Raw genomic sequence first — 13,611 nt, forward strand, 5'->3', positions numbered from 1 at the left:
TTTCTATCTCGCTCCATCTATTCGTAGGTCTTATCTGCCACTCATTTTTTACTTTCCTGCCCTGCTCATGCAGCCAAAAAATGTGCAAAATGTATCCTACGTTGTTAATCATTACCTGAGCCAATAACATTCAAAAACTCAATGTCTCTAAAACAGGACCCGGAAGCATTACATATCGTCATTAGTCATAGCCTTTAGAGGTAATGCTATTTCGAAGATAATTAGGACCGTTTGCGCCTGATAAAGTAGAGGCCTGTTGCACCTACGATTAGAAGAGCTAGGCTAGAAGGCTCAGGAATAGCCGTAACACTAAGCGTCGGAACAGCGAAACCGCTGGTGTTAGTCACAGATGCGAAACTTGATACAGTCCCATTGAAACCTGCTAACATTAAGGTAATTTCATTATTCGTATCATTTGTTAAAAGTGTCTGAAAAGAGGCTAGGTCTATGTCGAAACTTAAGACCGTCTCATCTGCCAGACCTGCAAGGGACAGTGATGCCAGTGATCCGGTGGTATTAGCATTGGGAATGAGTTCTGCAAATCCTGCATCCGGGCGATTATTAGGCGTGAGCGCGTTAGCGCCTGTGCTACTCCATGAAGTCTCACTATTTCCAAAATTAGCATCTGCACCGTCATTCAAAGCGTATAAAAAAAGTGTCTCTGGGTCGTCGACGCTACCATTGAAGTTGCTGAAATAGAGATCTAAGGTCACTGAGGCAATGTCAGGTGGGTTCAAACTGCTCACATCGAAACGTAAATAAGAAATACGTCCATTTTGGCCTGTACCATCATCTCTTATCTCCAGAGTCTCACTGGCATTTCGTGCTGATGCAAATCTATTTCTAAAAAAAGCGTTGTCTGAAGCTTCTATCGCGATTTGCGCTTCAGCAGAAGTGCTTGTAAGTAGGATGACTAGAGCAACTACCGAAAGATTCATCCATATATGCTTGCGTAGTAATTTGTAGAACATCACATGTGGTTTAGGTACTAAATGGTAAATCATGGGTTAAATTACACCATAAATTTTACATCCAGTCAAAGTAAATAGTTAAAAATTGCGAACATAATTTCTTTTTAGGACATTTTACCTTCATAATTTAAATTAATGTTGAGGCAGCCTGATTAAGTATGGGTCGTTTACATTTAAATCTTTTCTCTCATGATTTAGCTTGGCTTCGTTTATCTTAAGACTGTTCAGAGCCGGTTGAGGCCTATCTTTATATATTAACATAACTGTAATATTTCCAGTCATTTTAAGTAAATATATTGAACAAACATAGAAAAATTCCAGTTAAACGGGTCTCCAAATTTATCGAGGTATAAAGAAATTTAGATAAAAAGATAAAATTGTCAAAAATCCTACTCTAGAGAATATTAAATTGTAATCACATTTAAAATAAGTGCTAATTTTGAGACTTTTGGTAATTCAGTAAGCAACGACAATGACCATATTTATTACGAGAAAGTCCAAAGAGGTATGAAAATCACTTATTTGATTTTTCTGTTTCAAATGCGTCAGAAGAAGCAAATATGGTGATTTGGACAAATTGCCTTGAATAGAAATTTTATAGGTACTAGAATTCTCTGATTAAATATTAATTGGTCAACTACTAGAGAAGAAAGGATTTGTATATGGATAAAAGGGTAAGAGAACAAAGAGAAAGCATTAAGCAAAAGGTGCTAGATACTTTGGAGGTAACTGATAAACGCAGCATACGTCTTATTCAAAGTGATCAAGCCCTGAACTGGGGCTTGCGCAAGCTTAAGCGCTCAGATCTGGTTACTTTATCGTAGTTTTTTACAGAGCAATATTTATCACCAGCAGGCTGTATTCAAACTTTACAGCCTGCTTCTTTGTTTGATCTTGAAAGTTGGGTGTAATGCTTTAGTTCTATTTTCTAGTATGTCATCTAAACAATTACATTCTGATTACTGGAAGAGAAATCTCCAGATTGTATCTATTCTGTTGGGCGTTTGGTTTTTAGTTTCCTTTGGAGCTTCTGTATTGTTCGTAGACCAGTTGGATCAGGTGCGAGTAGCTGGTTTTAAATTTGGGTTTTGGATGGCACAACAGGGTGCTATCTATGTTTTTGTATCCCTTATTTTTATCTATGTGTATTGTATGGCCAAGTTGGATAAAGCACACAAAGTTCATGACACAGAGGATCAAGAATACGATATTTAATCGTATAGAAATACTCCCTACGATTAAAAAACTTTCTTAGGAAAAAGGACATATGGATGCAATTATGGTTTGGACAACCGTCATAGTGACGTTGTCGTTCATGTTGTATATAGGCATTGCAATTTGGTCACGTGCTGGGTCTACAGGCGATTTTTATGTGGCTGGTGGAGGAATCACTCCGGTTCAGAATGGAATGGCAACAGCTGCTGATTGGATGTCAGCGGCGTCCTTTATATCCATGGCTGGGATCATTTCCTTTATGGGCAGAGATGGGACCGTTTATTTGCTGGGTTGGACGGGTGGCTATGTGCTTTTGGCATTATTGTTAGCACCTTATTTGAGGAAGTTTGGTAAGTTTACCGTGCCAGATTTTGTGGGGGACAGATATTATTCTAAATCTGCTAGGTTGGTTGCAGTCCTATGTGCTATTTTTATTTCATTTACTTATGTAGCCGGACAAATGCAGGGGGTGGGGATTGTTTTTGCGCGCTTTTTGAATATCAATTTTGAAACCGGGCTGATTGTGGGGATGTTAATTGTATTTATCTATGCAGTTCTTGGAGGGATGAAAGGTATTACTTATACACAAGTAGCGCAGTATTGTGTTCTTATCTTTGCCTATTTGGTTCCGGCGATTTTTATTTCTATCTTAATGACGGGGCATGTTATTCCGCAACTTGGTTTTGGTTCCGAAATAAAAGCTGACCCTGGAGTTTATCTTCTAGATAAGCTAGATATCCTAAACAAGGAATTAGGCTTTGAAGCTTATACGGGTGGAGTTAAATCTACTATAGATACCTTTTTTATTACGATGGCTTTGATGGTAGGCACTGCAGGATTACCACACATTATCATACGTTTCTACACGGTGCCGAGTGTCAGTAAGGCCCGTATATCCGCAGGGTGGGCTTTGCTCTTTATAGCTGTTTTATATACAACAGCTCCAGCTGTAGCAGCTTTTGCTAGGACAAACCTATTAACTAGTATCAATCAACTTGAGTATAGCCAAGTGCCCAGCTGGTTCAAATCTTGGGAGAATACCGAGCTTATTAAATTCGAAGATAAAAATGGAGATGGACGTATACAGTATTACAACGATAAGAGTAAAGATATGGAATTCCTGGCTAATGCAGAAGCAAAAGGTTGGCAGGGAAACGAATTAACGATTCATAAGGATATCATGGTGTTAGCTAATCCTGAAATCGCCCAATTGCCTCCTTGGGTAGTTGGCCTTGTGGCAGCGGGTGGCTTGGCTGCCGCATTGTCTACGGCTGCTGGCTTATTGTTGGTCATTGCTACTTCCATAGCTCGTGACTTAGTTAAAAAAACGTTGGTGCCGAATATTTCTGAGAAAGGAGAACTACTCACCGCCAGGTTTGGTGCTGGGTTTGCTGTATGTGTAGCAGGATATTGTGGGTTGAATCCTCCAGGTTTTGTGGCCGAAGTAGTTGCTTTTGCCTTTGGGTTAGCGGCAGCTTCGTTCTTTCCAGTCATTGTTCTGGGGATTTTTTATAAAAGAATGAATCGAGAGGGTGCTATTTTCGGAATGGTCTTAGGTATTTTTTTCACGGCAGGCTACATCATCTATTTTAAATTTATTAACCCTGAGGCTAATACGGCGGAGAACTGGTGGTTTGGTGTTTCTCCAGAGGGGATTGGAACTTTGGGGATGTTGTTGAATTTTGTTGTATCAATTGTGGTCTGTCACTTAACACCTGCACCTCCTGAGCAAGTGCAGAATTTAGTTGAATCGATACGCATTCCAACGACACGTGTATCATAAAAAACAGAGGCCTGGTCTAAGACCAAGCCTCTGCTGACCCCTTATACAAAACCCTTGAAATATTGAAGGTGCTATTGGCAGGACTCGCAACTCTCGCCATTGCGCATGGCTTCAAGTGAGCATGCTTGCATCTCACCTGCAGCAACCTTCTTTTCAGCTTCTTCTAACTCCTTTTTCTTGCGATCGCGTGTTGCGTTATCATAGCCACTTTGGTTGAAGGTGCGGAGGTAATAGGTAGTTTTGAGTCCACGCTCCCATGCTTCACGGTACATGAAGGAGGCTTTACGAGCATCATTATCACCTAAAAAGAGATTGACTGACTGTGATTGGTCAATCCATTTTTGGCGAACAGCTGCTGCTTGTAACACCCAGGTAGGTTCAATTTCGAAAGCAGTAGGAAAGAGTTTTTTAACTTCCTCTGGGACTCGTTCGATAGAAGAGACAGAGCCATCAAAGTACTTAAGATCTTCACGCATCTCTTGGTCCCATAAACCTCGCTTGCGAAGTTCCTTTACAAGATAACCATTGGTATAGACAAAGTCTCCAGATAGGTTGGACTTTGTGAAAAGATGTTTGAAGACAGGTTCAATACAAGGTGTTGTGCCAAGGATGTTGGCAATGGTTGCTGTAGGAGCAATGGCTAAGCAGTTGGAATTGCGCATGCCCTGATTAGCAATCTTGTCGCGTAGAGCATCCCAGTCTAAACGCTGCTTACGATCCACCATGATATCGACACCGCGTTCTTTTTCTAAGATATCTAATGAATCAAGAGGTAATATGCCACGATCCCATTTGGAGCCTTTGAATGAAGAGTAACAGCCCCGTTCTTCCGCTAAATCTGAAGAAGCCCAATAGGCATGATAGGCAATTTTCTCCATTATTTCATCATTGAATAAGACAGCTTCGGGAGAATCAAATGGTATACCTTTTATGTAGAAAGCTTCTTGAAGTCCCATCACTCCCATGCCAACAGGCCTGTGACGTAGGTTCGCATTAGCTGCAGCTTCCGTGGGGTAGTAGTTGATGTCGATGACATTATCTAGCATCCGCATCAGAACGGTAACAGTTTCTTTCAGTTTTTTATCATCGATGGAACCATCTTGCTTTAGATGATCTGCTATATTGACAGATGCCAAATTACAAACAGCAACTTCATCCCTAGAAGTGTTCAGAGTAATTTCAGTGCAGAGGTTTGAACTATGGATAACGCCTGCATGGTCTTGAGGTGAACGCAGGTTACAAGGGTCTTTGAAAGTCATCCAGGGATGGCCAGTTTCGAAGAGTGCCTCGATCATTTTCTTCCAAAGAGCTAAGACGCGAACTTTCTTTGAGAAAATTTCTCCTCTATCACCCATGGCTTCATATTCTTCATAGCGCTTTTCGAAGGCAATGCCAGAAAGCTCATGAAGGTCAGTCGTTTCGGAAGCACGGAAAAGCGTCCACTCAGTATCCTTAGGGAGTTTGCCGTCGGCAATATCCTTGAGTCTCTTCATGAATAAGTCTGGAATCCAGTTTGCAGTATTCATGTTGTGAGTACGACGACGGTCGTCTCCAGTTTCTTTTCTTAGGTCAAGGAAATCATCTATGTCATTATGCCAAGTTTCTAAGTAAGAACAAAGTGCACCTGGACGTTTGCCTCCTTGGTTAACAGCTAGAGCAATATCGTTAGATACTTTGAGGAAAGGAATGACTCCGGAGGACTCACCATTTGTTCCCGCAATGTGAGAACCTGTGCCTCGAACTGCAGACCAGGAGCATCCTAAGCCACCGGCCCATTTTGAAAGTAGAGAGAAGCGAACCCAGGTCTCGGTGATTTCTTCAATGGAATCTCCTGAGTATAGTAGATAGCAAGAGCTTAATTGGGGGCGAAGAGATCCAGAGTTAAATAAGGTTGGTGTTGAGGAACAGGCACGCCGAGATTTATAGACGTTGTAGAACTCCTTAGCTTGGTTCTCTCTGCTCTCTTCTAGAAGTGCTAAGCCCATTGCTACTCTCATCCAGAAAATTTGAGGTGCTTCAAGTCGCACTTTTTGGCTAGAGGAGTTGTTAGGTTTATGGTGAATCAGATAACGATCATATAGCGTCTGGATACCCAAAAAGTCAAATTGGAGGTCAGAGTATGGATCAAGTGCTTCTGCTAGCGGGTCGAGATTAAACTCGGAAAGCCTAGGATCTAGTCGTTTGAGCTCAATACCTTTTGGTATGTAGGCTTTAAAGGCTTCTTGATGAGCTGGCTTTAGTTTGTCAATGCCATCTTTAATAGTCCATGGTAGAGTCTCTTCATAGATAAAGGTTAGTAAGATACGGGCTGCAAAGTAGCGGTAGTCTGCATCTAATTCGAGTAGACCTTTAGCATTTAAGATTACGGTGTTGCGTCTTTCTTCTGCGTTAAGGTCTGGCGTAACACTGCGGAGTAATCTGGCAATAAGAGAATTTTCTGTGGCATCTCCCAAGTCTAAATTGATAACGGCAAAAGAAACTCTAAGGCGGATGTCTTTAAGTATGTCCGCTGATGTTAGCTCAAGTTGATCTGCATCTAACTCAGGTTCAGTGAAGCGTTGTTCTCTTAATGCTGCGCGGCGTGCTCTGTATTTCGCGTAGCAAATAGCAACTTTACCCTCACCCATATCGAGTAGAGTCTCTTCTACAATATCTTGAAGCTGCTCGATATGAATAAATAAGGGGCACTCATCGAGCATGCGGCTCTCGATGGCGATGCGAGTTTTTTCGCCTACAGAGGGGTCAACACCCATTTCTTTACAAGCAGCTTGAACGGCGTTGGCAATCTTATGTCCCAACCACGGTACCACTCTAGGTTTCTCGTTCGTTGAGTGAGGATCATCACGACGGATGACTTTAGGTAGACCTGTAGGATGGGCCTGTGTTTGTGTCTCAGTAGCTTGTTCGAGGACTTCTGTAGGCATATGGTTGGTTTTGCTTTCTTAGTTTGGCTCTTAGCAGTCTTTTGTGATAGTTGGTTGACTTCAAGGGTTAAATGAGATCATCTTCTTTGGCATTTTTCACAGAACCAGAAGTTTGATACTCAGTTACACGGGTCTCAAAAAAGTTCTTTTCTTTCTTGAGGAAAATAACTTCATCCAGCCATTGAAAAGGGTTCTCTTTAACATTAGAAAGTGTTGAGAGCCCTAGGCTTGCTAAACGCCGGTCAGCATTAAAGTCTACATAATCAAGAAACTCTTTTTGAGTCATGCCTACGCAGTTTTCAGGAAGACAATCCGTTACAAACTCCTTCTCTAGATGTACACCTTCACGCATGAAGTCAATAAGTTCCTGCTGGAATTCTTCGGTCCACATGTCCTGGTTTTCTTGGATGAGTTGTTCTAAAATATAACGACCTAGCGCTATATGATTGGATTCATCTCTTAGTGTGTATTGAAACATTTGGCCTATGCCGGTCATCTTATTTTGACGATGCAGTGACAGAATCATGGCAAATAAGGCGTAAAATTGAGTGCCTTCCATTACCTGAGAGATTCCAAACAGGGCTTTAGCAAATTTTTGCTTTCCTTCAACTGAGGTTAAATCAACTCCCATCTTCAATTCAGGCATGTGACGAGTGATGAAGTCATTCTTTTTACGGATAGAGGGGATGTCATTAAATTTTGCCGTGACTTCGTCTTGGTCAATGTTTAAAGAACCGATAATATGAAGCAATGAATCCATGTGGATAGATTCTTCGGCGATCCAGCGCATGGAGGCATGTTTTAGCTCGGCTGCGGTTAGATTGTCTTCAATAACATGAAGAACAGAATCGCCAACAATGCCCTCAGCAGCGGAAAAATAACCAACCCCCATTTCGATGATCCAGCGTTCCTTATCGGAAAGTTCGTCGGAGTTCCAGAGGTTACAATCTTTTGTCATATCGATGACATCAGGTTCCCAGTGGTTAGCTTTCATTTGTTTATAGATGCGGTAAGCCTCCTGGTACTTGAGAGGCATGATGTTTAACTCTGCAGTTCTCAGTCCGTTGATAACTTTTTTAGCTTCTTTGCGTTCACGTGCCTTCTCTTTGTCTAACTTGAAACTTTTGCCGCGAAATTGATAATAAATATAACGGTTGTCTTCCTTCTCTAGGATCTCTTCTTGGTCTAAAACTGCTGTGTAACTCATATATCCTTTTTGTACTCCCTTCAATTTTCTATTTGACCCTAACCCGAATCATACAAATTGCTAATACAATTCACTTCATATGGTAGGCTTTCTTTGCTAAGAGATACTACATCTAGTGTTTGAGGCCTGGTGCTAAAAAAAACGGTAGTCTCGGGACTCTTGCCTACCCCATTGATTATCAGGAAGTTAGAAAAGTTTTTTAGGAGAATCCTTTTTTTTAACAGCACTATATATAGTATACCCTTTCAAAGAACTCCACAAGATATAGCGCACTTGGCAATTGTGTGTCAATCAGAACTCTTTTTTTTTGTAAAATTTTTATGTGATCTTTGGATTACTTCCTATTCCACTATGGAAACTATAAAAGTGATGAAAATACCTCATTAGATATTAGATAATCTAATTAATAAATTGATTTGAAATTAGCTTAAGATAGATTGGTGTGGTGAATGTGATGAGGATAATTTCGTTTCCTGTCTGTAACATAGTGCTGATTTTTTTCACAAGTGGGGGAGATAGCTGTCAGTCTGAAGAGAAAGCAAACCATTCATTAGAGCCTATTTTGGGTTTAGGAGTGCAACAGCGGTTTGATAGCAATGTTTACTGGTATCCAGAGACCAGACTGGCTAATCGACAATCTTGGGTTACAAGTCTTTTGCCAGTCGTAGGCTTGCGGCATGAGAAGGAGGTCAATCACTGGGAGCTCAAATATGCACCAGATATCACTTTTTATTCGGATATCCCGCGCGAGAATTATCAAAGACATAAGGGGTTCCTTCATTTTCACCAAGAGTTGGGCCAGTGGCAGTTGAATGGAGATTTTAAACTTTTTTACACAGATGGTTCGCGTAGCTCTCAGACTTGGAATGGCCAAGGAGGGCCTCCTGCGGTAGGGGGCTATGAGATTCGCAATCGGCGTCAAAATCTTTTCACTCAGCATTTGTTTCAAGCGAGGTATAACGTGGATGCGTTTTTTATGAGAGCGGTTTACGAAGGGAAAATATATGACTTTATGCATAGGCGAAGTAATGAGCCGGGTTATCAGAATTTTTATGATCGAAATGATCTGAATGGTGGCTTGGATCTAGGTTACCAATGGGACCAGGTAAACCTTGAGGCATATCTTGGTTATCGTTATGGATCGCAAGATCAGGAGAACCGTGAAAACTTTGGAGAGACGATCAACTACTCTAACCAATATCATCGTGTACTCATGGGTTTCGAAGGTCACCCTTACTCGTGGCTCAAACTCAAGTTAGAAATAGGCCCTGATTTGAGAGATTATGAAGAGGGTATTTTCCAAACCTCGGATGGTTTCGGCGTCCATACTTTTATGAAAGGTTCATTGGTCCTCATGCCAAGTAGGTTTGATAGGTTTTCCGTGCAATGGCGCCGGTTTATTATGCCAGGATCGGCTGGCAGGGGTATATTTGAAGATGTAAAGTATACTTTGGGCTGGGAACATGATTTTGGTGAGAATGTATGTGGTTTACCATTAGAAGCACTTAGCGCAGGGTTTTATTTTACAATCTACGAAAACGATTTCAATCCAGGTAAACGATGGGACAGGGTATACAGACCTAGTCTAGAGTTCAACTATAGCTTCGATGCGCATTGGAAGCTATTCCTAGGATACGAGTATCAATGGTCTGAGAGTGAAGTCAGCAATACCCCCGCCAGAGAATATCAAAGGCACATCGTCACTATGGGAATCAAGTATACTTACTAACGAATCGCTTGTCTTTAGCTTCAAGTTAGATCTTAAAATCACTAGATCGAAGAAGCATCTCCTTTTTTGAGGCGATGGCTTCATGGACTTTCGAAATAATCACAGTAGTCGGGAAAGCCACTTCAGCAGGGCAATGAAGTGGGGTCTTACCTCTGACAGCATTAAAAAAATTTTCAAGATGCTTTTGGTAAAGAGTATTGGGATGAGGCATTTCAAAAGGGCTGGATAAGTTTTGGTTTGTTGGCAAAGCATATTCTAAAGGTGGATTTAGTTCTCTAAGGGTGGCTTGCAAACCTGGCTGGTTTTGCCAGAAAGGTAGATGCTTAATTTCAATGTAGCCCTCTTTCTTTTTAGGCTGAGGCATGATGTTGGGAGTGAGTTCAGAGTAGCGTGGGTTTTCAGATATTTTGATGCTCCCCTTAGTTCCCATAAAGTGTTCGAAGTACCCTCCGCCATTATTAGTAGTTGAATGCGCTTGGTAAATAGCTTGGAGCTTTGAGTAAGGGGTTTCATACTGAAGAATGGCCGTGACGCTATCAGGCCATTCATGAGAAGGGTTATTGGATAGGCCGCTTGCTTGAATCGATTTCGGCTTAGCATTGAGGAACCAATTGAAGATATCTATTTGGTGCGCGCCTAAATCAGAAATGAGTCCACCACTGTAACGCTTGAACCACCGCCAGTTAAGAAATTCATACATATTTTCGTAGCCGAATTGGTTAAGGGTTTTTTTGCTGATGGAAATTTTAGGTGAAGCCCCAATGTCGTGACTCATGGATCGGTTCCATTGTCCATTGATGGCGGTAATTTTTCCACAAATAGCAAGCTCATCAATTAACTTGCTTTTGGTGTAGATATATCTTGGGTTACTACGTCTTTGAAGACCAATCTGGAGAAGCCTTCCTGTTTCACGCTGAGTCTTGATCATACTTCGGGCTTGCTCGATTGTATTTGCCATTGTCTTTTCACAATAGACGTGACAACCCGCCTGCATGGCAGCATTGCTTTGTTCGGCATGAGCAAAATCTGGAGTGGCGACAATGACGCAATCGAGATCCTTCTCATTTGCCAGCATCTCTTGATAATCTACGTAAATATTGGAATCAAAGCCATACCACTTGAGCTGCTGTCTAGCAGACTTTCTTTTATAGGGCCAAATGTCACAGATAGCTTTAAATCGAACGCCAGCAGGCATTTTTCGAATCGCTTCAAAGAGCATTCTACCTTGAGCCCCAAAGCCTATAAGGGCGATGTTCAAGTCATCTAGCTTAGTGGATGAGGCCAAGCTGTTGAGTGGAGTGGAAGAAATGGCTAGTCCTGTTCCTGCTGCGGCTGATGAGTAGATAAAGCGGCGCCTTGTCAATGGGTGCTCTGGTTTCTTCTGTTGCCCTTTATCCATTTAAAATAATAACCTGAGAAACTATCCTGACAGACTCATAAGACTATGCAATGAAGTCTTGTGGGCTAAAATAAAGTTTCTTCTCAGCGGCCACCGCTTCATTAGCAGCTAGAACCGTAACGGTAGAGGCAAAAGCAACATCTGCCGGGCAATTGAGCGTGGCTTCACCCCGAACAGCATCAAAGAAATTTTCCAAATGGCACTGGTGGATGCTCTTATTTCCTAGGGTGATGGGTATGTTCCATTCCACAAGAGGTGCTGTTTCTCGAGAATCAACTTTTGCAGTGGAGGAGCTTGTTAGTTGTTGGAGGCTTTTAGGTTTTTCCCAAGATTTTGTTCCATCATTCCTAACAATAAGCCCTTGTTTTTGCCATTTGATCCAGGGGTTTTGGTTTGCACCCTCTTCTGTGCTAGCCAGGGCTTCTTGAAAAATTCTGGAATATTTGTGATTTTCGGAGACGCGAATAGCTCCTTCTGTTCCCATAAAATATTCGTAGTATCCTCCGCCAGCACTGGTGGTGGTTTGGACCTGGTAAAAGGCGCGAGTTGTCCCTTGGTTTGTGTCAAAACGGTAAACCACCATGACGTTGTCATACCATTCGTGACCTGGATAAAAATCTACGCCTCCCTCGGCTATTACTGACTTTGGATTATTACCAAGAAACCAATTGTAGATATCAATCTGGTGAGCTCCTAAGTCCGAGAGAGGGCCGCCACCATAACGTTTATACCAACGCCAATTCTCGAACTCATGCATATTCCTGTAGCCGTATCGATTGAGAGTTGTCTCATCTAAAGCAATTCCAGGGCTAGACTTGATATCAGCAGTAACAGCTCTATTCCATTGGCCATTCACGGCGGTAATCTGTCCACACAGGGATACCTGATCAATAAGTGTATCCTTAATGAATTGATATCTCGGGTTACTTCTTCTCTGATGCCCAATTTGTAAGAGTTTACCTGTCTCCCGCTGAGTTTGAACCATACTGCGTGCACCTTCCACAGTATTGGACATGAGTTTTTCACAGTAAACATGACAACCTGCCCTTAGTGCTGCATTAGTATGTTCGGCATGAACAAAGTCAGGGCTAGCGATAATCACACAGTCTAGATCTCTTTCGTGATCAAGCATCTTATGAAAATCTTGGTAAGTGTTAAATTCCCCAATTTGAACCTTCTTTCCTCGCATCTTACTCAACCATTTTTTTATTTTGTATGGCCAGATGTCGCAGACGGCTTTAATTCGGACGCTTGGTCCTATCTTGTAAATTGAATCAACAAGCACCTTCCCTTGGGAGCCGAAACCGACGATCGCAATATTTAACTCATCCTTTTTGATCGGCCTGGTTAAAGATTTAGCGGGAGTGGATGAAAGAACTATTCCAGTGCCTAGTGCAGAGGCGGTAGATACGAATGTGCGTCTGGTTATGGGCTTTTTAGGGTCTGATTGAGGGGTGTTATTCATAATAGATCTCCTGCGTAGTGTGGGTTAACAATACCTTATAAGACGCAGTTAGGTGATTTTAGATTTTGGCTAAACGGGATTGGATTACTTTGGCAGGGCTTCTAAAAATGCTCCACGCCTTCTGCATATCTGTGATGTAAGATTAATAGAAACCCAATCATTAAGGGGTTGACTAAAAAAAAGAGGTTGATAGCTTGTAAGCCCTTCAGGATTAACGAAGGGAAGATTTAACAAGGAATTTTGGTATGAAACCGACGTATCGCCCGTCTAAAAGAACACGTAAAAAACAATTTGGCTTTTTAGCGAGAACTCGCACAAAGAGTGGGCGAGCTATTCTAAAGCGTCGTCGTGCTAAAGGGCGTGTCCGTTTGACGCCTAAACGCACGGATTTGAAATTTAAGCGTCACGTTCAACAACACGCCTGATTCTTGAAGAGATCCTTAAGGCGTCGTCAGATCTTGAGAAAACGTCGAGATTTCGATCGAGTGCGTCGGAATGGTAAGAGAATTAATAGTCGTCTGGTCGCATGCAACTACCTGGAGCATCAAGACCAGACAGATATTTCTCGAATGGTGGCTTTTATCGTTCCTAAGTCATGCGGTGCGGCGGTGGTCCGCAATAGAATCCGCCGAAGATTAAAAGAGATCTACAGAAATCTACAGCAGTTTTTGCCTGAGGGGTTATGGTCGGTCTGGATTGCTCGGAAGGAGTCTGCAGAAGCCAGTTACTGGCAGCTCAAAGATGAGGTGGAAGGGGTTTATCGCAAAGCCAACTTTTTCTAATTTTAGGCAAGTATTGTTGAGTTCAGAGCCGCTGTAAAAGCTAAATAGGCTTAATTCATTCTTTATTGTTTTCAAAGTAGTTGGCTTAGCTACAATTCTACCTTTTGTTAATCCCGCTTTAAGGAAGCGGCAGGAG

At 42.0% G+C, this 13,611-nt stretch carries 11 protein-coding genes; 6 read left to right on the forward strand and 5 right to left on the reverse strand.

The window, feature by feature from the left end; genetic code table 11:
- Positions 1–221: 221 nt before the first annotated feature.
- Positions 222–1,004 (reverse strand): DNRLRE domain-containing protein, encoded by a 783-nt coding sequence (locus tag AAGA18_04505; protein ID MEM9444595.1) that lies wholly within the window; start codon positions 1,002–1,004, stop codon positions 222–224.
- A gap of 629 nt (positions 1,005–1,633) precedes the next feature.
- Here AAGA18_04505 and AAGA18_04510 point away from each other — a divergent pair.
- From AAGA18_04510 to AAGA18_04520, 3 genes are all read left to right on the forward strand, one after another.
- Positions 1,634–1,795: a hypothetical protein gene (locus tag AAGA18_04510; GenBank protein MEM9444596.1), complete on the forward strand. Its 162-nt coding sequence runs from the start codon at positions 1,634–1,636 to the stop codon at positions 1,793–1,795.
- A 109-nt stretch (positions 1,796–1,904) separates the two neighbouring features.
- Complete coding sequence (locus AAGA18_04515) at positions 1,905–2,186, forward strand: DUF4212 domain-containing protein (GenBank protein ID MEM9444597.1); 282 nt, start codon at positions 1,905–1,907, stop codon at positions 2,184–2,186.
- Positions 2,187–2,238: 52 nt separating this feature from the next.
- Complete coding sequence (locus tag AAGA18_04520) at positions 2,239–3,969, forward strand: sodium:solute symporter family protein (GenBank protein MEM9444598.1); 1,731 nt, start codon at positions 2,239–2,241, stop codon at positions 3,967–3,969.
- A gap of 71 nt (positions 3,970–4,040) precedes the next feature.
- Here AAGA18_04520 and AAGA18_04525 read toward each other — a convergent pair whose 3' ends face one another.
- On the reverse strand, positions 4,041–6,893 hold the full coding sequence (locus tag AAGA18_04525) for a ribonucleoside-diphosphate reductase subunit alpha (protein ID MEM9444599.1): 2,853 nt from the start codon (positions 6,891–6,893) through the stop codon (positions 4,041–4,043).
- A 67-nt stretch (positions 6,894–6,960) separates the two neighbouring features.
- Complete coding sequence (locus AAGA18_04530) at positions 6,961–8,100, reverse strand: ribonucleotide-diphosphate reductase subunit beta (protein ID MEM9444600.1); 1,140 nt, start codon at positions 8,098–8,100, stop codon at positions 6,961–6,963.
- 487 nt (positions 8,101–8,587) lie between these two features.
- Between AAGA18_04530 and AAGA18_04535 the strand changes: the two genes are divergently transcribed.
- On the forward strand, positions 8,588–9,829 hold the full coding sequence (locus tag AAGA18_04535; protein ID MEM9444601.1) for a hypothetical protein: 1,242 nt from the start codon (positions 8,588–8,590) through the stop codon (positions 9,827–9,829).
- A gap of 25 nt (positions 9,830–9,854) precedes the next feature.
- Here the strand turns inward: AAGA18_04535 and AAGA18_04540 are convergent, their stop codons facing one another.
- Together AAGA18_04540 and AAGA18_04545 are read right to left on the reverse strand one after the other, a co-directional pair.
- On the reverse strand, positions 9,855–11,228 hold the full coding sequence (locus tag AAGA18_04540; protein MEM9444602.1) for a Gfo/Idh/MocA family oxidoreductase: 1,374 nt from the start codon (positions 11,226–11,228) through the stop codon (positions 9,855–9,857).
- Between the two features lie 43 nt (positions 11,229–11,271).
- Positions 11,272–12,693: a Gfo/Idh/MocA family oxidoreductase gene (locus AAGA18_04545; protein ID MEM9444603.1), complete on the reverse strand. Its 1,422-nt coding sequence runs from the start codon at positions 12,691–12,693 to the stop codon at positions 11,272–11,274.
- Positions 12,694–12,938: 245 nt separating this feature from the next.
- Between AAGA18_04545 and rpmH the strand changes: the two genes are divergently transcribed.
- Together rpmH and rnpA are read left to right on the forward strand one after the other, a co-directional pair.
- Positions 12,939–13,118: a 50S ribosomal protein L34 gene (rpmH, locus tag AAGA18_04550; GenBank protein MEM9444604.1), complete on the forward strand. Its 180-nt coding sequence runs from the start codon at positions 12,939–12,941 to the stop codon at positions 13,116–13,118.
- A 3-nt stretch (positions 13,119–13,121) separates the two neighbouring features.
- Positions 13,122–13,475: a ribonuclease P protein component gene (gene rnpA, locus AAGA18_04555; protein ID MEM9444605.1), complete on the forward strand. Its 354-nt coding sequence runs from the start codon at positions 13,122–13,124 to the stop codon at positions 13,473–13,475.
- The last annotated feature ends 136 nt before the right edge of the window (positions 13,476–13,611 follow it).

The organism is Verrucomicrobiota bacterium, from assembly GCA_039192515.1.
Classification (GTDB): Bacteria; Verrucomicrobiota; Verrucomicrobiia; order Methylacidiphilales; family JBCCWR01; genus JBCCWR01.